Genomic DNA, 26,547 nt, shown 5'->3' with positions numbered 1-26,547 from the left:
GCCCGCGGGACGTGTCCCGTGTCGTCCGGACGGTGGCGTCGCTTCGGCCAAAGTCGGTTCGAATCCAAATCGAACCGCGTCACTCCCTCGCCCGCAAGCCGCCGAACGCCAGATCGTCGCCCGGCGCGATCGGCAGCGTCGCGCGCGCGACCTCGAGCCACGCGCGCGCCGCGTGCGACAGATAGCCCTTCTTCACCCAGCCGAGCGCGATCGCCCACGTGATCTCCGGTTCGACGATCGGCCGGCACGTGAACTGCCCCGCATCGAGCCGCCGGCAGTACGGCTCCGGCAGCAGCGCGATGCCGACGCCCGCATGCACGAGCGCGGCCATGAAATCCCAGTGCCCGCTGCGGCTCACGATCGACGGCGTGAAGCCGACCTGCCGGCAGGCGTCGAGCACCGCGTCGTGCAGCGCAAGGCTTTCCGCATAGAAGACGAACGATTCGCGCGCGAGATCCGCGAGCGGCACGGCCGCGTGGTCCTCCCAGCGCGATTCGCGCGGTGCGACGAGCCAGAGCGGCGCGCGCACCATCGGCAGCCGCTCGAACGTGGCCGGATCGACCGGCTCGAGCAGCCCGCCGAGCTCCAGCTCGCCCGACATCAGCGCCGCCTCGATCATCCGCGCGCCCTGCTCGAACAGCTTCAGCTCGATGTTCGGATAGCGCTGTTTGTACGCGGCGATGATCGGCGTGAACAGCGACCCGCCGAGCGGCGGAATGCCGATCGTCAGCTCGCCGCGGCCGAGCGTGCCCAGGTCGTTCAGCTCCGACTGCAGTTGCGCCTGCGCGGCGAGCACGTCCTGCCCGCGCTGGAACACGATCCGCCCGGCGTCCGTCAGCACCATCTGCCGGCCGTCGCGCAGCAGCAGCGGCGAGCCGATCTCGTCCTCGAGCGCCTTCACCATCTTGCTGATGGTCGGCTGCGTGACGAACAGCTTGTCGGCGGCCGCGGTGAAGCTCTGTTGGCGGACGACCTCGATGAAGTACCGCAGCGCGCGCAATTCCATCGGCGACTCCCCAAAATGGTGCAAATGAACGAATGAATTCCGAATCGGAATGATAAGAATAGAGACAAGTCATTTTATTTATGGATGAGGGAATCCTATACTTGCGACATCCTAGAAATTTCTGTATGTGAGCCCAGCCATGAATCGACCGACCGCCGTTCCCGCCCGTCCCGCCGGTGCCGCGCATGCCGGACGCATCGCACTGCAGGCCGCCGCGCTCGGCGTGCTGTGGCTGGCGGTCGATTGGGCAGTGCGCGCGGTCGGGCTGCCGGTACCGTCCGGCGTGATCGGCCTCGCGGTGCTGCTCGTGCTGCTGTTCTCCGGCCGCGTCGCACCGACGTGGGTGAAGGACGGCGCGAACTGGCTGCTGTCCGACATGCTGCTGTTCTTCGTGCCGGCCGCCGTCGCGGCGGTCCAGTACGGCGGCCTGTTCCGCGAGGACGGCTGGCGGCTCGCGCTGGTCGTCGTCGCGGGCACCGCGTTCGTGATGGTCGCGGTGGCCGTGGCGGTCGATCTCGCCGCACGGCTCGAACGCCGCTTCGTCGTGCAGCGCGTGTACGCCGAACGCCGCCGCGCACGCGCGTAACGCCCTCAGCGAACCGGAGCCCGTCATGTTTGCCGCGTTGTCGAACCTGCCCGCCGATCGCGTGAACGCCGCGATCTCGTTCGGCTGCTTCGTGCTGACCGTCGCGCTGTATTTCGCGTCGAAGCGGCTCTACGCGTACAAGAAGACGCTGCTGTTCTCGCCGCTCGTGTTCGTGCCGGGTGTGCTGGTGCTGCTCGTGCTGCTGACCGGCATTCCGTATTCGGTGTATTTCCGCGACACGCGCTGGCTGATGTGGCTGCTCGGCCCCGCGACGATCGCGTTCGCGGTGCCGATCTACGACTATCGCGACCTGATCCGCCGGCACTGGCTGTCGCTGTCGGTGGGCGTCGCGGTCGGGATCGGCGCGGGCGTATGCGGCTCGCTGCTGCTCGCGAAGCTGCTGCACCTGTCGCCGGAGCTGCAGCGCTCGCTGATGACGCGCTCGGTGTCGACACCGTTCGCGCTCGCGGTGTCCGACAAGATCCACGCGCCGAAGGACCTGACCGCGCTGTTCGTGATCGCGACCGGCATCTGCGGGATGCTGCTCGGCGAGATCGTGCTCGCGCTCGTGCCGATGCGCACGCGGCTCGCGCGCGGCGCGCTGTTCGGTGCGGCCGCGCACGGCGTCGGCACCGCGAAGGCGCGCGAGATCGGCAGCGAGGAAGGTGTCGTGTCGAGCCTCACGATGATGATCGCGGGCGTCGCGATGGTGCTGATCGCGCCGCTGCTGTCGCGGCTGCCGATCTGACGCGCGCCGACAATCGGCTGAGATAGCCGCAAATCCCCCCTCTTTTCCGCCCATCGGGCGCGGCCCGGATGCCGAACAATGCATGCTACGAGTCATCACGCACGCATTCACATGGCCTCCACGACCGCAAATCCGCCCGCCGACAAACCGGCTTCGTCCGGCAAGTTCAAGCGCATCGCGCTGATCGCCGTCATCGCGCTCGGCGCGGCCGCGGCTGCCGCGGCCGGCATGTACGTGTTCATGGGCCGGCAGGGCGCGACCCACGCGAGCGCCGAGCCGGCGCCGCTTGCCGCGCCCGTGTTCTTCCCGCTCGATCCGCTGACCGTGAACCTGCAGTCCGACGACGGCGTCCAGCATTACCTGCGCGTCGGGCTGTCGCTCAAGCTCACCGACCCGAAGGCGCAGGAGCAGCTGACCGCCCGGATGCCGGAGATCCGCAGCCGCGTGCTGCTCGCGCTGTCGAACAAGCATCCCGAGGACATCGCGACGCCCGACGGCAAGCAGGCGCTCGCGCAGCAGCTGCGCAACCTGATCGAGGAGCCGACGCAGCCCGGCAACCAGCGCACGAAGGTCGACGACGTGCTGTTTACCGAATTCGTTGTCCAGTAACGCGGCCGCGAAAGGAGCGCGCATGGGCCACGAAGAATTCATGTCGCAGGAGGAGGTCGATGCCCTCCTCAAAGGCGTCACGGGCGAATCCGACACGGTCGACGAAGAGCGCGACACGGCGGGCGTGCGCCCGTACAACATCGCGACGCAGGAGCGGATCGTCCGCGGCCGGATGCCCGGCCTCGAGATCATCAACGACCGTTTCGCGCGCCTGCTGCGGATCGGCATCTTCAACTTCATGCGGCGCACGGCGGAAATCTCCGTCAGCCAGGTGAAGGTGCAGAAGTACAGCGAATTCACGCGCAACCTGCCGATCCCGACGAACCTGAACCTCGTGCACGTGAAGCCGCTGCGCGGCACGTCGCTGTTCGTGTTCGATCCGAACCTCGTGTTCTTCGTCGTCGATAACCTGTTCGGCGGCGACGGGCGCTTTCATACGCGCGTCGAGGGGCGCGACTTCACCGCGACCGAGCAGCGCATCATCGGCAAGCTGCTGAACCTCGTGTTCGAGCACTACACGGTCGCGTGGAAGAGCGTGCGGCCGCTGCAGTTCGAATTCGTCCGCTCGGAAATGCACACGCAGTTCGCGAACGTCGCGACGCCGAACGAGATCGTGATCGTCACGCAGTTCTCGATCGAGTTCGGGCCGACCGGCGGCACGCTGCACATCTGCATGCCCTATTCGATGATCGAGCCGATCCGCGACGTGCTGAGCTCGCCGATCCAGGGCGAGGCGCTCGAAGTCGACCGCCGCTGGGTACGCGTACTGTCGCAGCAGGTGCAGGCCGCCGAAGTCGAGCTGACCGCGGATCTCGCCGAGATCCCGACGACCTTCGAGAAGATCCTGAACCTGCGCGCGGGCGACGTGCTGCCGCTCGACATCGCGGACACGATCACCGCGAAGGTCGACGGCGTGCCGGTGATGGAATGCGGCTACGGGATTTTCAATGGCCAATATGCGCTGCGCGTGCAGAAGATGATCAGCGCGAGCGACACGATGAAGGAAGGTGGATATGACTGAGCTGAACCCGACGCCGGAACTCGACCCGCAGGCGCTCGCCGATGCCGCGCTGGCGGACTCCGCGGGCGCGCAGCAGGCGGCCGACGCCGATCCGGCAATGGACGACTGGGCCGCGGCGCTCGCCGAGCAGAACCAGCAGCCGGTGCAGGCCGGCGCCACGGGCGCGGGCGTGTTCCAGCCGCTGTCGAAGGCCGCGGCCAGCTCGACGCACAACGACATCGAGATGATTCTCGATATCCCGGTCAAGATGACCGTGGAGCTCGGCCGCACCAAGATCGCGATCCGCAACCTGCTGCAGCTCGCGCAGGGCTCGGTCGTCGAGCTCGACGGGCTCGCCGGCGAGCCGATGGACGTGCTCGTGAACGGCTGCCTGATCGCGCAGGGCGAGGTCGTCGTCGTCAACGACAAGTTCGGGATCCGGCTGACCGACATCATCACGCCGTCCGAACGCATCCGGAAGCTGAATCGATGAGCGTCGCGCCGTCCGGCCGCCGCGCTGCGTTCGCGGCCGCGGCCGCCTGTGCGGCGTCGGCCGTCGGCATGCCGGCGTGCGGCGCCGATCTGAACGCCGTCAATCACGCGGGCGCGATCGCGTCGAGTGTGGTGGTCGGTTCGGCCGCGCCGTCGCTCGGCGTCGGCGCGGTGCTGCAGACGCTCGTCGGGCTCGCGGTCGTGATCGGCCTCGTGTTCGGCTGCGCCTGGCTCGCGCGTCGCTTCGGCTTCCAGCCGGCACGGCGCGGCGGCCCGCTGAAGGTCGTATCGAGCGTCGCGGTCGGCGCGAAGGAAAGCGCGACGATCGTCGAGATCGGCGATACGTGGCTTGTGCTCGGCGTCGCGCCCGGCAATGTGCGGCTGCTGCATACGCTGCCGGCCGGTTCCGCGGCAGCCGCGCCGGTGGAGGCACCCGCCGGTGCCGCGCCGTCCGGACGCGATGCGCCTGGCACGGGCGACCTGTCTGTCAACGGCGCATCGTTCGGTGCGCGCTTTCGCGACGCGCTCGCCGGCGAAGCCGCGAAGCGCCTCGGCCGCGGCAAGGAGCGCTGACATGCGCGCGTGCCGTCGCTGTTCCCTCTTTCTGTAATCCGATGAACCACGTCTTCCTGCGCCGCGCCGCGCGCATCGCGCCTGCGCTGCTTCTCGGCCTCGCCCCCGCGCTTGCGTGCGCGCAGGCGGCCGGCCTGCCCGCGTTCAACGCGAGCCCGGGCCCGAACGGCGGCACGACCTATTCGCTGAGCGTGCAGACGATGCTGCTGCTCACGATGCTGTCGTTCCTGCCGGCGATGGTGCTGATGATGACGGGCTTCACGCGAATCATCATCGTGCTGTCGCTGCTGCGCCAGGCGCTCGGCACCGCGACGACGCCGCCGAACCAGGTGCTCGTCGGCCTCGCGCTGTTCCTCACGTTCTTCGTGATGTCGCCGGTGCTCGACCGCGCGTACACCGACGGCTACAAACCGTTCTCGGACGGCACGCTGCCGATGGAACAGGCCGTGCAGCGCGGCGTCGCGCCGTTCAAGGGCTTCATGCTGAAGCAGACCCGCGAGACCGATCTCGCGCTGTTCGCGAAGATCTCGAAGGCCGCGCCGATGCAGGGCCCCGAGGACGTGCCGCTGTCGCTGCTGGTGCCCGCGTTCGTCACGAGCGAGCTGAAGACGGGCTTCCAGATCGGCTTCACGATCTTCATCCCGTTCCTGATCATCGACATGGTCGTCGCGAGCGTGCTGATGTCGATGGGGATGATGATGGTGTCGCCGTCCACCGTGTCGCTGCCGTTCAAGCTGATGCTGTTCGTGCTGGTCGACGGCTGGCAGCTGCTGATCGGCTCGCTCGCGCAGAGCTTCACGTAAGCGACGGAGGCCCGCAATGACGCCCGAACAGGTAATGACGCTCGCGCACCAGGCGATGATGGTCGGCCTGCTGCTCGCCGCCCCGCTGCTGCTGGTCGCGCTCGCGGTCGGCCTCGTCGTGAGCCTGTTCCAGGCCGCGACGCAGATCAACGAAGCGACGCTGTCGTTCATTCCGAAGCTGCTCGCGGTCGCCGCGACGCTGGTGATCGCCGGCCCGTGGATGCTGACGACGATGCTCGACTACCTGCGGCAGACGCTGCTGCACGTCGCGACGCTCGGCGCCGGCTGAGCGGCGCGCGGCGGCCGGTTCGGATGTTTTCCGTTACGTATGCGCAGCTCAACGGCTGGCTGACCGCGTTCCTGTGGCCGTTCGTGCGGATGCTCGCGCTCGTCGCGACCGCGCCGGTGGTCGGACACGCGTCGGTGCCCGCGCGCGTGAAGATCGGCGTCGCCGCGTTCATGGCGCTGATCGTCGCGCCGACGCTCGGGCCGATGCCGGCCGTCACCGTGTTTTCCGCGCAGGGTATCTGGATCGTCGTCACGCAGTTTCTGATCGGCACCGCGATGGGGTTCACGATGCAGATCGTGTTCGCGGCCGTCGAGGCGGCCGGCGACTTCATCGGGCTGTCGATGGGGCTTGGCTTCGCGACCTTCTTCGATCCGCATTCGAGCGGCGCGACGCCCGTGATGGGCCGGTTTCTGAACGCGGTCGCGATGCTCGCGTTTCTCGCGGTGGACGGGCATCTGCAGGTGCTGGCCGCGTTGACCGCGTCGTTCCAGTCGCTGCCGGTATCGGCCGATCTGCTGCACGCGCCGGGCTGGCGCACGCTCGCGGCGTTCGGCGCGACCGTGTTCGGGATGGGGCTGCTGCTCGCGCTGCCGGTCGTCGCGGCGCTCTTGATCGCGAACCTGGCGCTCGGGATTCTGAACCGTGCGGCGCCGCAGATCGGCGTGTTCCAGGTCGGCTTTCCGGTCACGATGCTGGTCGGGCTGTTGCTCGTGCAACTGATGGTGCCGAACCTCGTGCCGTTCGTGTCGCGGCTGTTCGACATGGGGCTCGACGCGATTGGGCGCGTCGTGCTGGGGTGGCGTTGAGGCGGTGAGGGGCGGCGAATGCGACGCGCTTGGCGCCGCCGGCCGGCCGCTCGACCGCACCGGTGCCCCCAATTGCTGGAAAACCCCTAAACGAATCGCGCCCCCGTGAAAGGTTGCGGAAGGTTTCGCGTTCCTATACTCGATGCGACGATGCAGCAAGCATCGCGCCACACGAATACAACGAACGGAGACAACCCGATGCGACCCATCCTGCGCACCCTCGCCGTCGCAGTCAGCCTGAGCTGCGCGCTCGCCGCGCACCCCGCCCTCGCCGACGACGGCGGCAAGATCACCATCATGGTCGGCGGGATCGCGAAGCTGATCTATCTGCCCGCGCGCCTCACGCAGGAACTCGGCTACTTCAAGGCCGAAGGGCTCGACGTCGAGCTGCTGTCGCAGCCGGCCGGCGTCGACGCGGAGAACGAGCTGCTCGCGGGCGCCGTGCAGGCCGTCGTCGGCTTCTACGACCATACGATCGACCTGCAGAGCAAGGGCAAGGACGTGAAGGCGATCGCCGTGTTCGGCCAGGTGCCGGGCGAGGTCGAGATGGTGTCGACGAAGGCCGCGCCGACGTTCAAGTCGATGGCCGACGCGAAGGGCAAGACGCTCGGCGTGACGGGCCTCGGCTCGTCGACGAGCTTCCTCACGCAGTATCTGGCGCTGCAGCACGGCGTGCCGTCGACGCAGTACACGATGCTGCCGGTCGGCGCCGACGCGAGCTTCATCGCCGCGATCAAGCAGGGACGCATCGACGCCGGGATGACGACCGAGCCGACCGTGTCCGCGCTCGAAAAGATGGGCGACGCGAAGGTGCTGGTCGACATGCGCACCGTGGACGGCACGCGCGCGGCGCTCGGCGGCACCTATCCGGCCGCGAGCCTCTACGTGCAGTCCGCGTGGGCCGATTCGCACAAGGCGCAGGCGACCAGGCTCGCGCACGCGTTCGCGAAGACGATGCAGTTCATCCACACGCACAGCGCGGAGGAAATCGCCGCGAAGATGCCGGCCGACTACCAGAAGGACAAGGCGCTGTACGTCGCTGCGCTGAAGGCGTCGCTGCCGATGTACACCGCCGACGGCAAGATGCCGGCCGACGGCCCGGCGACAGTGCTGAAGGTACTGTCCGCGTTCAATCCGTCGGTGAAGGGCAAGCACATCGATCTCGCGCGCACCTACACGAACGAATTCGTCGCCGCGAAATAGACGCAGGTTCGCGCGCGGGCGGCCCGAGCGCCGTCGCGCGCGCCGTTCCGGCCCGGCTGGCCGGCCAGGCGCCGCCTCGGCGCCCTCTTCACGCGCAGGACTATGCGATGAACCAGGCAGTTTCCGCGAGCACGCCGGCGATCGAGTTTCGCAACGTGTCGTGCCGCTTCATTTCACCGGAAGGCAAGGCGACCGTCGCGCTGCGCGAGTTCAGCATGAGCGTCGCGCGCGGCGAGTTCATCGCGATCGTCGGGCCGACCGGCTGCGGCAAGTCGACGACACTGAACCTGATCACCGGGCTGCTCAAGCCCGCCTCGGGCGAAGTGCGCGTGATGGGCCGCCCGGTCGACGGCATCGATCCGCGCATCGGCTTCGTGTTCCAGGCCGACGCCGTATTCCCGTGGCGCAACGTGATCGAGAACGTCGCGGCCGGCCCGCTGTTTCGCGGCCGCTCGAAGGACGTCGCGTATGCGCAGGCCGAGGAATGGATCCGCAAGGTCGGCCTCGACAAGTTCACCAAGCACTACCCGCATCAGCTCTCCGGCGGGATGCGCAAGCGCGTCGCGCTCGCGCAGACCTTCATCAATCAGCCGGAGATCCTGCTGATGGACGAGCCGTTCTCCGCGCTCGACATGCAGACGCGCACGCTGATGCAGGACGAGCTGCTGCAGCTCTGGTCCGCGAACAAGGGATCGGTCGTGTTCGTCACGCACGATCTGGAGGAAGCGATCGCGCTCGCCGATCGCGTGTTCGTGCTGACTGCACGCCCGGCGACGCTCAAGCGCGTGTATTCGATCGACCTGCCGCGCCCGCGCGTCATGTCGGAGGTGCGCTACGACGCACGCTTCATCGAGATTTCGAAGGACATCTGGCACGACCTGCGCGAAGAAGTGCAGATCGGCTGACAGCAAGGACAGGAGCATGACCGACATGACGCTTCCCCCCACCGCCCTGCCGGCGACGTCCCTCGAGGACGACGAGCGCGCCGCGCAACGCCGGCTGCGCCGCCGGCGCACGCTGATCGTCACGCTGCGGATCGCCGTACTCGTCGTCGTGCTTGGCGGCTGGGAGCTCGCCGCGCGGCTGAAGTGGATCGATCCGTTCTTCTTCTCGATGCCGTCGCTGATCTTCGACCAGATCCGCGACTGGTTCGTGAACGGCACCTCGCAGGGCCCGCTGCTCACGCAGGTCTGGGTCACGCTCGAGGAGACCGCGATCGGCTTCCTGATCGGGTCGGTCGCCGGCGTGATCTGCGGGATCGTGCTCGGCCGCAACAAGCTGATGGCCGACGTGTTCGGGCTGTACATCCAGATCGCCAACTCGATTCCGCGCGTCGTGCTCGGCTCGGTGTTCGTGATCGCGCTCGGCCTCGGGATGGCGTCGAAGATCGCGCTCGCGGTCGTGATGGTGTTCTTCGTCGTGTTCGGCAACGCGTTCCAGGGCGTGCGCGAAGCCGACCGCTACCTGATCGCGAACGCGCAGATCCTCGGCGCGTCGCGCCGGCAGATCACGACGGCCGTCGTGATTCCGTCCGCGCTCAGCTGGATTCTCGCGAGCCTGCACGTGAGCTTCGGCTTCGCGCTCGTCGGCGCGGTGGTCGGCGAATTCCTGGGTTCCAAACAGGGGATCGGCCTGCTAATCTCCACCGCCCAGGGTGCGTTCAACGCGAGCGGCGTGTTCGCGGCGATGATCGTGCTGGCCGTGGTCGCGCTGGCCGCCGACTATCTGCTCACCTGGGTCGAGAAACGGCTGCTGAAGTGGCGCCCCGCCGCATTCTGAGCGCCGCCGTCACGTAGAACACGACACCGCCACCGCGCCGGCCACCCCGGCGCGGCGGCGTTTCGAGCACAAGGAGCGACGATCGATGGCGCACAGCCTGCGCGGACGGCTGCTGTGGTGGCTGCTGCTGCCGCTCGCGGTGTTCGTGCTGATCGCGGCCGCGATGGCCTACGACGCCGCGCGGCGCACCGCCGATCTCGTGCAGGACAGCACGCTCGTCGCGTCCGCACGCACGATCGGCGAGGACATCGAGTGGCGCAACGGACTGCCGGTCGCCGACGTGCCGCCCGCCGCGCTCGAAATCTTCGAATCGCCGTCGCGCGATTCGGTGTTCTACAAGGTGATCGACAGCGACGGCCGTCTGCTGGCCGGCAATCCCGCGCTCGACGTCGTCGCGCGGCACGGCGCGGAGCCCATCGCGTACGACACGACGCTCGACGGCACGCGCTTGCGCGCCGTTGCCTACGACCGCCAGCTGTACGACGAAGGCCAGGTCGATACGGTGACGGTCGTCGTCGCGAAGACGACGCGCTCGCGCAGCGCGATGGTCGCGACGATCTGGCGGCCGCAGCTCGTGCGGCTCGCGCTGATGCTGGTGCTCGCGGTCGTGCTCGTCTATCTCGGCCTCACGTTCGAGCTGCGGCCGCTGATGAAGCTGAAGGACGATGTCGCCGATCGCGGGCCGATGGAGCTGGAGCCGATCCGTCCGGAGCGATTGCAGCATGAGCTGCGGCCGATCGTCGACGCGATCAATCAGTGCATCGCGCGGCTGAACACACACACGGCGACGCAGCGGCGCTTCATCGCCGATGCGGCGCACCAGTTGCGTACGCCGATCGCGGTGCTCGACACGCAGATCCAGTACGCGCAGCAGCGCGGGCACGACGATCGCGAACTCGCGTCGGTGCTCGACAGCATGCAGCGCAGCAGCCGCAAGATGGCCGACGTGACCGACAAGCTGCTGCTGCTCGCGCATGCGGAAGCGACGCCGTCGACGCTGCTGACGCAGCGCGTCGATCTGGCCGCGCTCGTGTCGAGCGTGCTCGAGGAGACGATCGTGCTCGCGCAGCGGCGCGACATCGATCTCGGCGCGGAGCTCGGCGAGCGGCTCGACGTCGCGGGCAGCGGCAGCCTGCTGAGTGCACTCGTGACGAATCTCGTCGACAATGCGGTGCGTTACACGCAACCGGGCGGCTGTGTGACCGTGGCCGCGCGACGCGACGGCGACACGGTCGTGCTCGACGTGATCGACGACGGCCCCGGCATTCCGGCGGAAGCGCGGCCGCACGTGTTCAAGCGCTTCTACCGCGTGTCGTCCGACACGGAGGGCTCGGGGCTCGGCCTCGCGATCGTCAGCGAGATCGCGCAGGCGCACGGCGGCAGCGCGACGCTCGCGCCGGGCCCCGGCAACCGCGGCGTCGTCGTGACGGTGCGGCTGCCTGCGTACGATTGAAGAGAACGCTGCGATGAAACTCCTGCTGGTCGAAGACAACGCCGAACTCGCGCACTGGATCGTGAACCTGTTGCGCGGCGAGGATTTCGCCGTCGACTGCGTCGGCGACGGCGAACGCGCGGACACCGTGCTGAAGACCGAGCGCTACGACGCGGTGCTGCTCGACATGCGGCTGCCGGGCATCAGCGGCAAGGAGGTGCTCGCGCGGCTGCGGCGCCGCAACGACAACGTGCCGGTGCTGATGCTGACCGCGCACGGGTCCGTCGATGACAAGGTCGACTGCTTCGGCGCCGGCGCCGACGACTACGTCGTCAAGCCGTTCGAATCGCGCGAGCTCGTCGCGCTGATCCGGCGGCAGGCCGGCGTCGGCTCGACGCAGCTCGTGTGCGGCGACCTCGTCTATGCGTTCGGCACGCGCGAATTCCGCTGCGGCGACGCGCCGCTCATGCTGCGCCGGCGCGAGCATGCGATCCTCGAAACGCTGATGCTGCAGCAGAACAAGACCGTGTCGAAGGCGCGGCTGATGGACAGCGTGTTCGCGCTCGACGACGAACCGAGCGCGGACGCGATCGACATCTACATTCATCGGTTGCGCAAGCATCTGGCCGCGAGCAGCGCAGAGATCATCACGCTGCGCGGGCTCGGTTACATCCTTCGCGCGAAGGCCGGCACGGCCTGAGCGTTCCTCGCGCGGGGGCCCGCGCCTGCAGTGCGCCGCGTTCCGGCCGCGCCTCCGCTTCGCATCGATTCGCATCCCAATCATCGACTAAACCGTGAGCGGCATGCACGCGCTCGGTGTTTTCACCCATTCGTGCACGGCAACCGGGAAAGCGGCGTGAAGGATTGCGCGCTCTACGATGATGCGCGTCGGTCGACTCGCAGCGACCGGCATGTGCGGGCATCCATTAGGGATACCAATAACCGAATTTCGATGCGGCAGCTCGGAGGAGACGATGTTGAAACGCAAAACCCTGACCCTTTCCATCGCGGCGGCCGGCCTGTGCGCCGCGACCGGCGCGTATGCGCAGTCCAGCGTGCAGCTCTACGGCCTGATGGACCTGAGCTTTCCGACTTATCGCACGCACGCGGATGCGAACGGCAAGCACGTGATCGGCATGGGCAACGACGGCGAGCCGTGGTTCAGCGGCAGCCGCTGGGGGCTCAAGGGCGCGGAAGACATCGGCGGCGGCACGAAGATCCTCTTCCGGCTCGAAAGCGAATACGTGGTCGCGAACGGCCAGATGGAAGACGAAGGCCAGATCTTCGACCGCGACGCATGGGTCGGCGTCGAGGACGAGCGCTTCGGCAAGCTGACGGCCGGTTTCCAGAACACGATCGCGCGTGACGCGGCGGCGATCTACGGCGACGCCTACGGCGCCGCGAAGCTCAGCACCGAAGAAGGCGGCTGGACGAACTCGAACAACTTCAAGCAGATGATCTTCTACGCGGCCGGCCCGACCGGCACGCGTTACAACAACGGGATCGCGTGGAAGAAGCTGTTCTCGAACGGCATCTTCGCGAGCGCCGGCTATCAGTTCAGCAACTCGACCGCGTTCGCGACCGGCTCCGCGTACCAGGCCGCGCTCGGCTATAACGGCGGCCCGTTCAACGTGTCGGGTTTCTACAGCCACGTAAACCATGGCGGCTTTCGAAACCAGACGTTCTCGGTCGGCGGCAACTATACCTTCAGCATCGTGCGCGTGAACGCCGGCTACTTCCGCTACAACGGCGATCAGGGTTCGCTCGGCCAGCGCCACGACAACGCATGGACCGTGTCGCTGAAGGTCGCGCCGCAGGGCCCGCTCGACTACGAACTCGGCTATCAGCAGATGCGCGTCAAGAACGCCGCGTACAACGCGGACGGCTTCACGCCGAACGCGAACCTCGGCGCGTTCAGCCTGACCAACGGCGTCGGCAACGGCTTCAAGGAGACGCTGTACGCGTCCGTGTTCTATCACCTGAGCAAGCGCACCGAGCTGTATCTAGCCGGCGACTATATGAAGCTGCACGGCGGGTATAAGGTCGCGTCGACGTTCGGCTCGAACAACCAGCTCGAACTGACGACGGGTATTCGGACGCGATTCTGATTGCTGCTTCGCGCAGGGCCGGCCGTCGTGCCGTGCCCGCGCGCGGCTCCGCGATTGTCGATACAGGCACGCCGGCGTATTGCACCGGTCGTGCCTTTTTCGTCTTGCGGTGGCAGACGGCCGGTCGGCTGCGAGTGTCGACGCACGAGCGAGGCCTTCGCTGTCGGCTGCCCGCCGATCGCATACCAAAATGGACGCAATACGATATCTCGTCGTCACGCGTTGCTGAAGAATTCAGCGTTTTCGAGGCGCGACGACCGTCGTGTCGCGGCGGCCCGACGGCCGTCAGGTACTGACGCAAATGATATCGACACGACGTTTCCGACGAATCGCCGTTTTCGGCTGGCTAGCCGCCACTTGGCCCGCGTACGCGGCGAGCCTGCTCGACGCGGTCAATGCGGCGCGAGGATTCGACGCGGGCATTGCTGCGGCACGCGAGGCGCGGTTGGCCGGCCACGAGAAGCGCTGGCAAGGGCTGGCAGGTCTATTGCCGCGCGCGCAGATCGACGGCCACTACACGAAACAGGACATTTCGCATCGCTGTTTACGCTTGAACCGCTGGAATGGGGCAAGCGGTTCGCACCGTGCGAAAATCCGGCGGCTGCCGCGCCGCGCGTCCCGTGCCACGCCGACTCGTGATTTCGGGCCATATCAACGCTTGACCTGCGCCGACCGACTCGCTAGCGTTTCGGGTTTGCCCGGGCGGCCGTTGCCGCCGATGCCGCGGCCGCGCCCGACGTTGCCGGCGCGGGCGGCCGGGCCCCCGATGGAAAAGACGATGCAGAAACTCGATGCGGCGAACCCGCTGGCGATGTCGACCGATTTCACGGCCGACAACGTCGCGCGCCTGAAGGCGCTGTTCCCCGAACTCGTGACCGAAGGCCCGGAAGGCGTATCGGTCAACGTCGACGTGCTGAAGACGCTGGTCGGCGATCGCACGGTCAGCGACGCCGACGAGCGCTACGGCTTTCACTGGCACGGCAAGCGCGACGCGCGCCAGGCCGCGCTGACGCCCTCGACCGGCACGCTGCGGCCCTGCCCCGACGACAGCGTCGCATGGGACGACACGCGCCATCTGATGATCGAGGGCGACAACCTCGACGTGATGAAGCTGCTGCACAAGAGCTACGCGGGCAAGGTGAAGCTCGTCTATATCGATCCGCCGTACAACACGGGCAACGACTTCGTGTATGCGGACGATTTCAGCGACAGCATCCGCCACTACCTCGCGATGACGGGGCAGACCGAAGGCGGCGTGAAGCGCAGCACGAACACCGAGGCGAACGGCCGGTTCCATACCGACTGGCTGAACATGATGTATCCGCGGCTGAAGCTCGCGCACGCGCTGCTGTCCGAAGAAGGGCTGATCGTCGTACATATCGACGAGCACGAAGTGCACGCGCTCGTGCTGATGCTGCGCGAGATCTTCGGCGAGGAGAACGAGCTCGGCGTCGCGGTGTGGGACAAGCGCAATCCGAAAGGCGACGCGCGCGGCATCGCCTACCAGCACGAGTCGCTCGTGCTGTTCGCACGCAATGCGGAAACGCTGCTCGAGCGCGCGCCGCTGAAGCGGCCGAAGCGCAACGCGCAGCGCATGCTCGACGCCGCGCACGACGCGATGTACCGCAGCGGCACGCCGAAGGATGCGGCGAAGGCATACCGCGCGTGGGTGAAGGCGCAGACGAACCTGTCCGGCGGCGAGGCGATGTACGACCGGCTGTCGGAGGACGGGCGCGTGTACCGTCTCGTGTCGATGGCGTGGCCGAACAAGAAGAAGGCGCCCGACGAATACTTCACGCCGCTGCTCCACCCGGTCACGGGCAAGCCGTGCGCGATGCCCGCGCGCGGCTGGCGCAATCCGCCGGCGACGATGCAGGCGCTGCTCGAGCGCGGACAGATCGAGTTCGGCCCGGACGAAACCACGCAGCCGCAGCGCATCTACTATCTCGACGAAAACATGTACGAGAACGTGCCGTCGGTGCTGCCGTTCGGTGGTTCCGACGACGCGCTGCTGAAGGCGCTCGGGATTCCGTTCGAGCAGCCGAAGCCGGTCGACTTTGCGGCGGCCGTGATCGGCTGGTGCACGCGCGGCGACGACATCGTGCTCGACTGCTTCGCGGGCTCCGGCTCGACCGGCCACGCGGTGATGCAGGTGAACGCGACCGACGGCGGCGCGCGCCGCTACATCCTCGTGCAGCTGCCCGAACCGCTCGATCGTCGCGACAAGACGCAGCAGGCCGCCGCCGATTTCTGCGCGAAGCTGAAAAAGCCGGCGACGCTCGCCGAAGTGACGAAGGAGCGTCTGCGCCGCGCCGCGCAGCAGGTCGCGCGCGACTATCCGGAAAGCTATGGCGACCTCGGTTTTCGCGTGTACCGGCTCGACACGACGAACGTGATCGAGTGGGATCCGCGCCGCGACGACTTCGACCATGCGCTGTTCGCCTCGGTCGAGCACGTGAAGACCGGCCGCACCGACGACGACCTGCTCGCCGAACTGACGCTGAAGCTCGGCCTCGACCTGTGCACGCCGGTCGAGCATCACACGATCGCCGGCAAGACCGTGCATCTGATCGGGCGCGAGATCGTCGCGTGCTTCGACGCACGTGTGTCGCGCGACGACGCCGAGCCGCTCGCCGACGGGATCGTCGCCCTGCTCGACGCGAGCGGCGCGACGCGCGACGTCACGTGCCTGTTCCGCGACAGCGGCTTCGTCGACGACGTCGCGAAGCTCAATCTCGCCGCGCTGCTCGAACAGCACGGCGTGAAGCGCGTGCGGAGCCTGTGATGCGGCTGCACTTCGAAGCGGATCTCGACTATCAGCGCGACGCGATCGACGCCGTCTGCGACCTGTTTCGCGGCCAGGAATCGTATCGCGGCGACTTCAGCGTGCTCGCGAGCGCGGCGCCCGGCACGACGGCCGCCGCGCAAGGCTCGCTCGGCTTCGCGATGTCGGAGCGCGGCGTCGGCAACCGGCTGTCGCTGACCGACGACGCACTCGCGCGCAACCTCGCCGACGTGCAGCTGCGCGGCGGGCTGCCGCCCTCCGGCTCGCCGGGCTCGCGCGACTTCACGGTCGAGATGGAGACCGGCACCGGCAAGACTTACGTGTATCTGCGCACGATCTTCGAGCTGAACCGCCGCTACGGCTTCACGAAATTCGTGATCGTCGTGCCGTCGATCGCGATCAAGGAAGGCGTGCACAAGACGCTCGCGATCACCGAGGATCACTTCCGGGCGCTCTACGCGGGCGTGCCTTACGACTACTTCCTGTACGACTCCGCGAAGCTCGGTCAGGTGCGCCACTTCGCGGCGAGCGCGACGATCCAGATCATGGTGATGACGGTCGCCGCGATCAACAAGAAGGAAGTCAACAACCTCTACAAGGACAGCGAGAAGACCGGCGGCGAGAAACCGATCGACCTGATCCGCGCGACGCGGCCGATCGTGATCGTCGACGAGCCGCAGAGCGTCGACGGCGGGCTCGAAGGGCGCGGCCGCGAGGCGCTCGCCGCGATGGATCCGCTCTGCACGCTGCGCTATTCGGCCACGCACGTCGACCGTCATCACATGGTGTACCGGCTCGATGCGGTCGACGCGTACGAGCGCAAGCTCGTCAAGCAGATCGAGATCGCATCGGCGATCGTCGAGGATGCGCACAACAAGCCGTACGTGCGGCTCGTCGGCGTGTCGAACCGGCGCGGCGCGATCAGCGCGCGTCTCGAGCTCGACGTCGCGACCGCGAACGGCGTGAAGCGCCAGCTCGTGTCGGCCACCGACGGCGACGATCTCGAGCGCCTGACGAAGCGCGCGCTCTACGCGGGGCTGCGCATCGGCGAGGTGCATGCGGCGAAGGGCGCCGAGTACGTCGAGTTGCGGCATCCCGAAGGCGAAACGTTCCTGTCGCTCGGCGAGGCGTTCGGCGACATCGACACGCTCGCCGTGCAGCGCGAGATGATCCGCCGCACGATCCGCGAGCATCTGGACAAGGAGTTGCGCCTCGCGGAGCGCGGCGTGAAAGTGCTCTCGCTGTTCTTCGTCGATTCGGTCGAACGGTATCGGCGCTACGACGAGAACGGGATGCCGGTCAAAGGCGAATACGCGCTGATCTTCGAAGAGGAATACGCGCGCGCGGCGCGCGTGCCCGCGTATCGCGCGCTGTTCGACGGCGTCGACATCGCGCGCGAGGTCGAACGCGCCCACAACGGCTACTTCTCGATCGACCGCAAGGGCGGCTGGACCGACACGAGTGAAAGCAGCGCCGTCGCGCGCGAGAACGCGGAACGCGCGTACGGGCTGATCATGCGCGAGAAGGAAGCGCTGCTGTCGTTCGACACGCCGCTGAAATTCATCTTCTCGCACTCGGCGCTCAAGGAAGGCTGGGACAACCCGAACGTATTCCAGATCTGCACGCTGCGCGACATCCAGACCGAGCGCGAGCGCCGCCAGACGCTCGGCCGCGGGCTGCGTCTCGCGGTCGACCAGGACGGCGAGCGCGTGCGCGACCCGGGCGTCAACACGTTGACCGTGATCGCGACCGAGCGCTACGAGTCGTTCGCGGAGAACCTGCAGAAGGAAATCGAGGCCGACACCGGCATCCGCTTCGGGATCGTCGAGCAGCACCAGTTCGCCGCGCTGCCCGTGCAGGAAGGCGACGGGCCCGCGCATGCGCTTGGCGTCGAACTGTCGCGCGTGCTGTGGATGCATCTGCACGAGCAGGGCTACGTCGACGCGCAGGGCAAGGTGCTGGACCGGCTGAAGGACGCGCTGCGGCAAAGCGCGCTCGTGCTGCCCGACGCGTTCGAGTCGCTGCGCGCGCCGATCGTCGCGACGCTGCGCAAGCTATCGGGCCGCTTCGCGGTGCGTAATGCCGACGAGCGTCGCGCGATCGCGCTGCGGCGCGATGCATCGGGCAAGGCCGTCGTATTCGGCGACGATTTCCGCGCGCTATGGGATCGCATCCGCCATCGCACCGTGTATCGCGTCGATTTCGACAATGCGAAGCTGGTGCGCGACTGCGCGGCCGCGCTGCGCGACGCGCCCGACATCGCGCGCGCACGCCTGCAATGGCGCAAGGCCGAGATCGACATCGGCAAGTCGGGCGTCGAGGCGATCGAGGTCGGCGGCGCCGGCACCGTGCTGATCGACGAAGGCGAACTGCCGCTGCCCGACCTGCTGACCGAACTGCAGGACCGCACGCAGCTCACGCGCCGCTCGCTCGCGACGATCCTCGCGGACAGCGGCCGGCTCGACGATTTCCGCGTGAATCCGCAGCAGTTCATCGCGGTCGCGGCCGATGCGATCAATCGCTGCAAGCGGCTCGCGCTCGTCGCGGGCATCGCGTACCGGAAGCTTGGCGATCGTCACGTACACGCGCTCGAATCGTTCGAGAGCGAGGCGCTGACCGGCTATCTCCGCAACCTGCGGCTCGAGGCGCGCAAGTCGATCCACGAGGCCGTCGTCTGCGAGACCGACGCGGAGCGCGCATTCGCGGACGCGCTCGAGGCGCACGGCGGCGTGAAGCTGTATGCAAAGCTGCCCGCGTGGTTCCGCGTCGCGACGCCGCTCGGCAGCTATCACCCCGACTGGGCCGTGCTCGCCGAGCAGGACGGCGGCGAGCGGCTGTACTTCGTCGTCGATACGCCGAATGCGGACGGCGATACGCCGACCGAGCACGAGCGCGCGAAGCTCGCGTGCGGCGAAGCGCATTTCCGTGCGCTGGCCGACGGCGACGATGCGGCGCGGTTCGTGCGCGTCCGGCACGTCGACGCGCTGTTCGACGTCGCTGCGGCGCCGACGCGCACGGCGCGGTAAGGCGAGCGTCGGCGGCAATGCTGTCGCCGCCGACGGGACGCGCAGCTGGAGCGGGCGCGCACGTGTCGCGGCGCCTGTCGACATGAAACGAGCATCGCGTCTGCACGACGCGACGCGCGAGCAAAGGGCGCACGCCCGAATGCACGGTAAGCCGGATGCGATTCCGGCGCCGCCATGCGATTCGGACGTGCGCCCTTCCTTTTTTCCTGCAGGCCGCGTTACAGCGTCGTCTTACCGAACGCGTTGCGCTTCGTATGCTTGCCGTGCGACGTCGTGTGCGCGGCATGGCCGTGCGTATGCCCGCGTCCCGGCTGCGTGCCGGCGCGATCGGCGATCGTGTCGGAGCGATCGGCCGCACGCGCGAGGCCCTTGTCGCGATCGCCCGCATGAAAGCCGTTCGAATTGCTCAGCGCTTCGCCGCTCATGTGGCCGCCCGACATGCCGCCCGCATTGCCGCCGGAACCGCCCGCCCCATGACCGCCGCCATTCCCGCCACCGTTGCCGCCGGCCGCCGCGTGTGCGGAGACCGTCCCCAGTGCGAGCAGCGCGGCTGCCAGCACGGACAGATATCGTTGTTTTTTCATCGAGTGCTCCTCCCTTGTGTGTATTCGAGTGACTGCATTCTAGGAACGCACGCGATCGGCGTGCATCGCGACGTTGTAAATGATCGTAACGACGCGCGTTACGTGCTTTGATAGGACGAATACGCCGGAGCCCGGCGATAGCGGAGAAGAAAAATGAAACGCGGAAGCGGCGCCGTGGCGCCCTTCCGCCTGGTGGCTACGCTGACTTACTGCTTCGGCGGCGCCGACTGCGCGCGTTCGTTGCGCTGCTCGGCCTGCTCCTGCGCGTGCTTCTTCGCCATGTGATGGCCGACGACGCAGCCGCCGACGGCGCCTGCCACCGCGTGGTGGCCCGCATAATGGCCGGCGACGCCGCCGACCACCGCCCCTTTCATGCAGCCGGCCGCATGCGCGCTGCCGATCGTTGCGAGCGCAACGATAACGGCGGCGGCACAGGTACGGAAACTTCGAATCGACATCATGCGATCACGCTCCTGTCGCATCGATCAGGCCGACCGGCGAGCCGGCCGGCGTTCAATCCCAGCGGCCACCGCGCCAGCCGCGGTCGCGCTCGCGCCATTCGTGTTCGCGCCACTCGTGACGACGCCATTCGCGTTCACGCCATTCGCGCGCACGCCAGTCGTCGTAGCGATAGCCGACCGGCGCATACGTGACGGGCGGCGGCGCCACATAGACCGGTGCCGGCGCCGTGTAGACGCCCGGCACGCCGATGCCGATCGACAGGTCGACGTGGGCCGATGCCACGCCCGACGCGGCGAGCGCCGCTACACCGATAACCGCACCGAGAAGAAGTTTCTTGCTCATCTCGCGACTCCCTGCACGTATGTCGTGCTTCGTGTGAATACGGTTTGGAGTCTAGGCAACACGCGCGGATACAGGTGAAACCGGTGTGCGAGACCGGTAACGGGCGTTTACGGTCGCTGGCAAGTACTTGTCGGTAAAGGAAAAAACGGCCGTGCGTCGCGCGTGGCGCACGCGCATCGGCATGCGTAATTCGTCGCCGGGGCGGCCGCACAGCGCGACGGCCGCCCCGGCGACGGGCTCGAATTCACGCGCGAATATCGTCGACGCTGCGCAGCCAGTGCACGCTGAACAGCCGGTCCGCGTCGGTCCACACCGTATCGGGCACGAACCCGGCGCGTCGCGCGATCGTGCGAAAGCCGTCGATCGTGAACTTGTACGAGTTCTCGGTGTGGATGCGTTCGCCCGCATCGAAATGAAACACGTGACCGCGTACCTGCACCGTTTGCGCGACGTCGCTGACGAGATGCATCTCGATGCGCTGGCGCTGCGGATCGTAGAACGCGCAGTGCGAGAACGCATCGAGATCGAAGTCCGCGCCGAGCTCGGCGTTCGCGCGCGCGAGCAGGTTCAGGTTGAAGCGTGCGGTTACGCCCTGCGCGTCGTTGTACGCGTCGTGCAGCACGCGCTCGTCCTTCACGAGGTCCGCGCCGACCAGCAGGCCGCCGCCGCGCAGCAGTTGCGCCGCATCGCGCAGGAATGCGTCGGCTTCTTCCGGCGTGAAGTTGCCGATCGTCGAGCCCGGAAAAAAACCGATGCGCCGCCGCGGCGCCGCGGTGAGTTCCGCGAGCTGTTCGGCCTTCGTGTAGTCGGCCGCGATCGGCGCGACGTCGAGCCACGGATACTCGGCGCGCAGCCGCGCGGCCGCGCCGTGCAGATAGTCGGCCGAGATGTCGATCGGCACGTAGCGCAGCGGCGCGTTGGCGCCGTGCGCGGCGAACGCGTCGAGCAGGATGCGGATCTTCTCGAGCGAGCCCGCGCCGAATTCGACGATGTCCGCATGCGGGCCGACGCGCTGTACGATCTCCGCGGCACGCGCGCGCAGGATTCCGAGTTCGGTGCGCGTCGGGTAATACTCCGGCAGTTCGCAGATGCGATCGAACAGCGCGGAGCCCGTCGCATCGTAGAAGTATTTCGGCGGGATGCTGCGCGGCGTGCGCGACAGTCCGTCGATCAGGTCGCGCTCGAACGCGCTCGGCCGCACTTCGCGGGCGGGTAGCTGGCCACCGGTCGTGGCCGTCAGGTCAGACGTCTCGCGCAAGTCGAACTCCCGTGAATTGCCAGCGCGCAGCCGGCGGAAAGAAATTGCGGTACGTCGGCCGTTCATGGCCCGGCGGCGTCGCGATGCTGCTGCCGCGCAGCACCTGCTGGCCGACCATGAACTTGCCGTTGTATTCGGCCGCGACACCGGCAAGCGGCCGGAAGCCCGGATACGGCTCGTACGACGAACGCGTCCACTGCCATACGTGTCCGAGCATCTGCCGGATGCCGTCCGCGCCGAACGCCGCTTCCCATTCGAATTCCGTGGGCAGCCGCGCGCCCGCCCATTCCGCATACGCGGCCGCCTCGTAGAAGCTCACGTGACAGACCGGTGCGTCCGGCGCAAGCGATTCGACGCCGTGCAGCCCGAAGGTGCGCCATCCGTGCGCGGCTTCGTCGTCGGCGATCCAGTACGCGGGCGCTTGCCATCCTTCTCGCTGCACCGTCGCCCAGCCGTCCGACAGCCAGTATTCCGGGCGCGCATAGCCGCCGTCGGCGACGAACGCCGCGAATTCGGCGTTCGTGACGAGCCGATTCGCGATCTCGTACGGCCGCACGAGCGCCGTATGACGCGGCCGCTCGTTGTCGAACGAGAACGTATCGCCGCCGTGACCGATTTCGACGAGCCCGCCCGGCCGATGCAGCCAGCGCAGCGGGCCTGCGTCGCCCGCGGCGAGCGCCTGCGTGTCGGCATCGCTGCGCGGGCGGTAGGCCGGCTTCAGCGGATTGCACGAGAACGCGTGCAGCATGTCGGTGACGATCAGTTCCTGGTGCTGCTGCTCGTGATGCAGGCCGAGTTCGATCTCGGGCGCGATCGTATCGAGCAGCGACGGATCCGCGCCGGCGAGCGCGTTCAGCATCGCTTCGTCGACGTACTGCCGGTACGCGTGCACTTCGTCGAGCGACGGGCGCGTGAGCAGCCCGCGCTGCGGACGCGGATGACGCGGGCCGAGCGCTTCGTAGTAGGAATTGAAGAGGAACTGGAAGGCGTCGTTGAACGGCGTGTAGCCGTGCACGCGACGCATCAGCACGACCGTTTCGAAGAACCAGGTCGTATGCGCGAGATGCCACTTCGTCGGGCTCGCGTCGGGCATCGACTGCACGGCCTGGTCTTCGGCGGACAGCGTCGCCGTCAACGCGACGCTATGGGCGCGCACGTCCTGATAACGGCGCTGAAGCTGGGATGCAAGGAGGCTCATCGGTTTACCGTCCACGTCGCAATTCGCTGCGTTGCGTTGCCGGAAAAAGGAAAGCCTCGCGCTCGGTTGCGCGCGGCTGACGTGCGACCTTCGGTGCTGCGTCCATCGGGCAGCCGGCGCGCACGCCGGGCCGCAAAAGCGGCGTCAGTCCATCTGCCCGTGCAGAACAGTATGGTCCAGAAATGTGAAGGTCGCGAATCGGATTGCGCGGAAAGCGGAAACGAAAGAAATTTGAAAGCATGCGTCGGTGTGCGTGCGGCAATGAGCGGTGAAGCGCTATCGCTTATGCGGCGGCCCGCGCGGACGGCCGCAAGGCGCATGCCCGCCCGGCGGCCTGCTGACGCCTTCTGGCACTCACGCGGCGATCGTCTTGGCGCCGGCATGACATGCGGCGTGGATTCGCGAATGCCGTCGCACGCCGCGACAGCGTTCCCCCGGGCCGATGGACGGGTGGCTTCCGTCATTCGGATCCGCTCGATGCACGTTCGAACCGCCGCACGCATCGCTTTCCGTTTCCCCTCCCCGGCCTCTCGATCGTCACGTGAATTGAAAAATTTTTCGTCGGGATGTCACACGGGCCGGGTGCTCGCTCGTCATGTCATCGGAACCCACACGAAAGGAGAAGGACCATGACCGCGAAACTCAATCCGTTTGCCGTTGCGCCCGCACTGATGAAGGACTGGATGGCCGTATCGGTCGCCGCGGCCGGAAGCCTCGAGCCGACGCTGATCGAGCTCGTGAAGATCCGCGCATCGCAGATCAACGCGTGCGCGAACTGTCTTAACATGCACACCGTCGAAGCGCGCGCGCAAGGCGAGACGGAGCAGCGGATCAACCTGCTCGCCGCCTGGCGCGAGGCGCCCTGCTACACCGACCGCGAACGCGCGGCGCTCGGCTGGACCGATGCGCTGACGCGACTGTCCGAAGGCCACGCGCACGACGCCGCGTATGCCGACCTGAATGCGCACTTTACGCAGGAGGAACAGGTGAAGCTCACGCTGATGATCAACGTGATCAACGGCTGGAACCGGCTGGCCGTCGGCTTCGGGCTATGGGTCGACCCGGCCGAGGCGAAGGCCGCCGCCGCGAAGATGGTGGCCTGATGACGAACGTCGATCCCGCGGACACGATGGGCGACGCGGCCGCGAGCTTCGATCCGCTGCGCCGGATGCTGATTCGCGTCGCGTACCGGATGCTCGGGTCCGTCGCCGATGCGGAGGACGTCGTGCAGGACGCGTTCATACGCTGGATGGACGTCGACCGCACCGCGATCCGCGTGCCCGAGGCGTTCCTGCGGCGGATGGTGATGCGGCTGTGCCTCGATCATCTGAAGTCGGCGCGGTATCGGCGCGAAACGTACGTCGGGCCGTGGCTGCCCGAGCCCGTCGTCGACGAAGACGAACAGGAAGACGTGACGTTGCCGCTGATGCTTGCGCTCGAACGGCTTTCGCCACTGGAGCGTGCGGCGTTTCTGCTGCACGACGTGTTCGGGCTCGAGTTCGACGAAGTCGCCGCGACGATCCAGCGCGAGCCCGCTGCGTGTCGGCAGCTCGCCGCGCGTGCACGCACGCATGTGCGTGAAGCGCGGCCGCGGTTTCGCGTCGACAGGCAGCGCGGAATCGAGCTCGCGGAAGCCTTCTTCGCGGCCTCGCGCAGCGGCGACATGCGCATGCTCGGCGCGATGCTCGCCGAAGACGTGAGCCTGCATTCGGACGGCGGCGGCAAGCGCACGGCCGCAGCCAAACCGGTGTTCGGGTTCGAGCGCGTGATGAAGGTGCACGCGCATTTGGCCGAGCTGTTCGCGACGCAGGCGTCGATGCTCGTGCGGGCAGGCTTCATCAACGGCCTGCCCGGTTTCGTCACGCGCGAAGCCGACGGCGAGCTGCAGACGACGGCGCTCGAGATCGAGGACGGCAAGATCGTCGCGATCTACGTCGTGCGCAATCCGGACAAGCTGAAGCATCTGCATTGATGCGCGACGGCGCGATGCCGAAGCGCAAACGCAATATGCAATGCGGAAAAGAAAAACGCCACGCGAACCTGCCGCGTGGCGTTTGATCATTTGGCGAGCCGGATTGCATGAAGCAATGCGTGCTGCCGGACCCCTTCGATTATTCGTTGGTAGGCTCGATTGGATTCGAACCAACGACCCCCACCATGTCAAGGTGGTGCTCTAACCAACTGAGCTACGAGCCTAAGAAGCCGCGAATTATAGAGAGGGTTTGGGAGTAGCACAAGCCCTTTCATGAAATTTTTTTGACGCGCGTGGTGAGGACGGGCGGGGTGCGATGCGGGAGCGCCGGCGATGGTGCGGTCTGTCTACGGACGTGCGGGCACAGCGCAACGAGTCGGTGTCGTCACGTTATCCACATTGGGCTCTGGATAACCATTCGGCAAGCCTCTGGATTCACAGTGGAGCGATTGAGGATAGGTTCGCGAAGCTGTGAATCGCCGGAAAGTTGTTCTGTGCTGCACAGAGCTGTGCACGCGCATCGCGTGCGGTTATGCATTGCGCTTCGTGTCGACAATTCAGTGCGTTACGGAGGTTATCCACTGTGATGTGGTGGGCTTGTTAACTATCACTACGTATGTATACGAACTCTGTTAACACCTTTGGATAAGCACAGTCCGGCGACTGTGATTCGAGCAGGTTGTGCACTGGATGTGGGGGACGTGTTCGTCGATGTGCGACTCTCGTCACGTTGGCTAAATGGCTCGGCGTTCGAGTACGGCTGCGCCACGACTGAATTGCGATTGATGCGGCCTCGGCAAAGTCGAGCCACGGTTCGTGGCTTCATACATTCTCAACGTTCGTATGAACGATGATTGACCTTAACGTGCTGATTAAACGGTAAAATCCCGCGCGGTTGTACGACAGACACCATCCGAGGGTGCTGAAATAAAAAAAGGGCTGCATCGTGAACATGCCGGATATCAGCGCTGCCATTCGCGGCGGCTTGCTTCAGCAGGACCGTTTACTCAAATTAGACACGCCGCTGGGCGCAGACCTGCTTGCGATACAGCGTGCAGTAGGCCGATCGCGCATCGGACGGGATTACTCGTTCACGCTTGACGTCGTATCGGGCAATGATCGCCTCGAACTCAAGAAACTGATTGCCCAGCCGGCGACGCTGTGGATCGAGCAGGCGAACAAATCCTGCCGGCCGGTCAACGGCTACGTGTACACCGTTCGGCGTCTTGGAGCGAACGGCGGACTCACTACCTATCAGCTGGAGTTGCGCGCGTGGATGCATCTGCTTCGGTTTCGCCGGGACGAGAAGATCTGGATCGACCGGAACGCGGAGGAGATCATTTCCGATGTGCTGAGTGTGCATCCGGAAGCGAGAGGGCGATTTCGCTTTGCTCTGTCGCAGCCTTTGTTGAACCGATCGTTCACGCGGCAAAGTGAAACGGACTGGAATTTCGTGCATCGGTTGATGGAGGACGAGGGGCTCTAT

General features: G+C 66.9%; 26 protein-coding genes and 1 tRNA gene. 20 read left to right on the top strand and 7 right to left on the bottom strand.

The window, feature by feature from the left end:
* Positions 1-79 precede the first annotated feature (79 nt).
* On the bottom strand, positions 80-1,006 hold the full coding sequence (locus HMPREF3115_RS10970; protein WP_006401710.1) for a LysR family transcriptional regulator: 927 nt from the start codon (positions 1,004-1,006) through the stop codon (positions 80-82).
* A gap of 139 nt (positions 1,007-1,145) precedes the next feature.
* Between HMPREF3115_RS10970 and HMPREF3115_RS10965 the strand changes: the two genes are divergently transcribed.
* The 17 genes from HMPREF3115_RS10965 (at position 1,146) to HMPREF3115_RS10885 (ending at position 19,245) form a co-directional block, all read left to right on the top strand.
* Positions 1,146-1,592: a CidA/LrgA family protein gene (locus HMPREF3115_RS10965; protein WP_006401711.1), complete on the top strand. Its 447-nt coding sequence runs from the start codon at positions 1,146-1,148 to the stop codon at positions 1,590-1,592.
* Positions 1,593-1,617: 25 nt separating this feature from the next.
* The gene (locus HMPREF3115_RS10960) at positions 1,618-2,340 is read left to right on the top strand and encodes an LrgB family protein (RefSeq protein ID WP_006401712.1); all 723 of its coding nucleotides are present in this window, start codon (positions 1,618-1,620) and stop codon (positions 2,338-2,340) included.
* Between the two features lie 78 nt (positions 2,341-2,418).
* Positions 2,419-2,949, top strand: coding sequence for a flagellar basal body-associated protein FliL (gene fliL, locus HMPREF3115_RS10955; protein WP_045593759.1), 531 nt, complete (start codon positions 2,419-2,421; stop codon positions 2,947-2,949).
* 22 nt (positions 2,950-2,971) lie between these two features.
* Entirely contained in the window at positions 2,972-3,970 is a 999-nt protein-coding gene (fliM, locus tag HMPREF3115_RS10950) for a flagellar motor switch protein FliM (protein ID WP_006401714.1), read from the top strand.
* Positions 3,963-4,442: a flagellar motor switch protein FliN gene (gene fliN, locus HMPREF3115_RS10945; RefSeq protein WP_006407291.1), complete on the top strand. Its 480-nt coding sequence runs from the start codon at positions 3,963-3,965 to the stop codon at positions 4,440-4,442. Before fliM ends, fliN begins: the two co-directional genes overlap by 8 nt.
* On the top strand, positions 4,439-5,014 hold the full coding sequence (gene fliO / locus HMPREF3115_RS10940; RefSeq protein WP_070554386.1) for a flagellar biosynthetic protein FliO: 576 nt from the start codon (positions 4,439-4,441) through the stop codon (positions 5,012-5,014). The genes fliN and fliO overlap by 4 nt, the downstream gene beginning before the upstream one ends.
* A gap of 41 nt (positions 5,015-5,055) precedes the next feature.
* Entirely contained in the window at positions 5,056-5,817 is a 762-nt protein-coding gene (fliP, locus tag HMPREF3115_RS10935; protein ID WP_006411163.1) for a flagellar type III secretion system pore protein FliP, read from the top strand.
* A gap of 16 nt (positions 5,818-5,833) precedes the next feature.
* Positions 5,834-6,106 carry a flagellar biosynthesis protein FliQ gene (fliQ, locus tag HMPREF3115_RS10930; protein ID WP_006401718.1) on the top strand — a complete coding sequence of 91 codons (273 nt, stop codon included), beginning with the start codon at positions 5,834-5,836 and terminating at the stop codon, positions 6,104-6,106.
* 23 nt (positions 6,107-6,129) lie between these two features.
* Positions 6,130-6,912, top strand: coding sequence for a flagellar biosynthetic protein FliR (gene fliR / locus HMPREF3115_RS10925; RefSeq protein ID WP_006411157.1), 783 nt, complete (start codon positions 6,130-6,132; stop codon positions 6,910-6,912).
* A 198-nt stretch (positions 6,913-7,110) separates the two neighbouring features.
* Positions 7,111-8,115 carry an ABC transporter substrate-binding protein gene (locus HMPREF3115_RS10920; RefSeq protein WP_070554384.1) on the top strand — a complete coding sequence of 335 codons (1,005 nt, stop codon included), beginning with the start codon at positions 7,111-7,113 and terminating at the stop codon, positions 8,113-8,115.
* 107 nt (positions 8,116-8,222) lie between these two features.
* Positions 8,223-9,020, top strand: a complete 798-nt coding sequence (locus tag HMPREF3115_RS10915) for an ABC transporter ATP-binding protein (RefSeq protein ID WP_070554382.1) — start codon at positions 8,223-8,225, stop codon at positions 9,018-9,020.
* Positions 9,021-9,036: 16 nt separating this feature from the next.
* Positions 9,037-9,894, top strand: coding sequence for an ABC transporter permease (locus tag HMPREF3115_RS10910; protein WP_006407285.1), 858 nt, complete (start codon positions 9,037-9,039; stop codon positions 9,892-9,894).
* A gap of 85 nt (positions 9,895-9,979) precedes the next feature.
* Positions 9,980-11,347: a sensor histidine kinase gene (locus tag HMPREF3115_RS10905; RefSeq protein WP_053296651.1), complete on the top strand. Its 1,368-nt coding sequence runs from the start codon at positions 9,980-9,982 to the stop codon at positions 11,345-11,347.
* 13 nt (positions 11,348-11,360) lie between these two features.
* A complete protein-coding gene (locus tag HMPREF3115_RS10900) occupies positions 11,361-12,026 on the top strand; it encodes a response regulator (protein ID WP_070554380.1) in 666 nt (221 codons plus the stop codon).
* A 274-nt stretch (positions 12,027-12,300) separates the two neighbouring features.
* Positions 12,301-13,434, top strand: a complete 1,134-nt coding sequence (locus tag HMPREF3115_RS10895) for a porin (protein ID WP_006407282.1) — start codon at positions 12,301-12,303, stop codon at positions 13,432-13,434.
* A gap of 766 nt (positions 13,435-14,200) precedes the next feature.
* Complete coding sequence (locus tag HMPREF3115_RS10890) at positions 14,201-16,219, top strand: site-specific DNA-methyltransferase (protein ID WP_006401726.1); 2,019 nt, start codon at positions 14,201-14,203, stop codon at positions 16,217-16,219.
* Positions 16,219-19,245 (top strand): type III restriction-modification system endonuclease, encoded by a 3,027-nt coding sequence (locus tag HMPREF3115_RS10885; RefSeq protein ID WP_070554378.1) that lies wholly within the window; start codon positions 16,219-16,221, stop codon positions 19,243-19,245. Before HMPREF3115_RS10890 ends, HMPREF3115_RS10885 begins: the two co-directional genes overlap by 1 nt.
* Positions 19,246-19,463: 218 nt before the next feature.
* On the opposite strand, the gene HMPREF3115_RS10880 is transcribed toward HMPREF3115_RS10885, so the two are convergent.
* From HMPREF3115_RS10880 to egtB, 5 genes are all read right to left on the bottom strand, one after another.
* Positions 19,464-19,829 carry a hypothetical protein gene (locus tag HMPREF3115_RS10880; protein WP_053296648.1) on the bottom strand — a complete coding sequence of 122 codons (366 nt, stop codon included), beginning with the start codon at positions 19,827-19,829 and terminating at the stop codon, positions 19,464-19,466.
* Between the two features lie 206 nt (positions 19,830-20,035).
* Positions 20,036-20,290 carry a glycine zipper 2TM domain protein gene (locus HMPREF3115_RS10875; protein WP_035946387.1) on the bottom strand — a complete coding sequence of 85 codons (255 nt, stop codon included), beginning with the start codon at positions 20,288-20,290 and terminating at the stop codon, positions 20,036-20,038.
* Positions 20,291-20,342: 52 nt separating this feature from the next.
* Positions 20,343-20,633: a hypothetical protein gene (locus HMPREF3115_RS10870; protein ID WP_070554376.1), complete on the bottom strand. Its 291-nt coding sequence runs from the start codon at positions 20,631-20,633 to the stop codon at positions 20,343-20,345.
* A gap of 244 nt (positions 20,634-20,877) precedes the next feature.
* Positions 20,878-21,891 (bottom strand): L-histidine N(alpha)-methyltransferase, encoded by a 1,014-nt coding sequence (gene egtD / locus HMPREF3115_RS10865; protein WP_070554375.1) that lies wholly within the window; start codon positions 21,889-21,891, stop codon positions 20,878-20,880.
* On the bottom strand, positions 21,875-23,089 hold the full coding sequence (gene egtB / locus HMPREF3115_RS10860; RefSeq protein WP_053296645.1) for an ergothioneine biosynthesis protein EgtB: 1,215 nt from the start codon (positions 23,087-23,089) through the stop codon (positions 21,875-21,877). Before egtB ends, egtD begins: the two co-directional genes overlap by 17 nt.
* 629 nt (positions 23,090-23,718) lie before the next feature.
* Here egtB and HMPREF3115_RS10855 point away from each other — a divergent pair.
* Together HMPREF3115_RS10855 and HMPREF3115_RS10850 are read left to right on the top strand one after the other, a co-directional pair.
* Positions 23,719-24,192, top strand: a complete 474-nt coding sequence (locus HMPREF3115_RS10855; RefSeq protein WP_006407272.1) for a carboxymuconolactone decarboxylase family protein — start codon at positions 23,719-23,721, stop codon at positions 24,190-24,192.
* The gene (locus tag HMPREF3115_RS10850; protein ID WP_006409651.1) at positions 24,192-25,061 is read left to right on the top strand and encodes a sigma-70 family RNA polymerase sigma factor; all 870 of its coding nucleotides are present in this window, start codon (positions 24,192-24,194) and stop codon (positions 25,059-25,061) included. Before HMPREF3115_RS10855 ends, HMPREF3115_RS10850 begins: the two co-directional genes overlap by 1 nt.
* A gap of 147 nt (positions 25,062-25,208) precedes the next feature.
* Here the strand turns inward: HMPREF3115_RS10850 and HMPREF3115_RS10845 are convergent.
* Positions 25,209-25,285: transfer RNA gene (locus HMPREF3115_RS10845), tRNA-Val, on the bottom strand.
* Between the two features lie 722 nt (positions 25,286-26,007).
* Here HMPREF3115_RS10845 and HMPREF3115_RS10840 point away from each other — a divergent pair.
* The coding region (locus HMPREF3115_RS10840; protein ID WP_256276121.1) for a phage late control D family protein at positions 26,008-26,547 on the top strand (540 nt) is incomplete at its 3' end.

Origin of the sequence: Burkholderia sp. HMSC10F09 (assembly GCF_001806955.1) — a bacterium.
In the GTDB taxonomy this organism is placed as follows: Bacteria; Pseudomonadota; Gammaproteobacteria; order Burkholderiales; family Burkholderiaceae; genus Burkholderia; species Burkholderia multivorans.
Note: the sequence above shows the minus strand (reverse complement) of the source record. Positions and strands in the feature narration are given on the sequence as shown.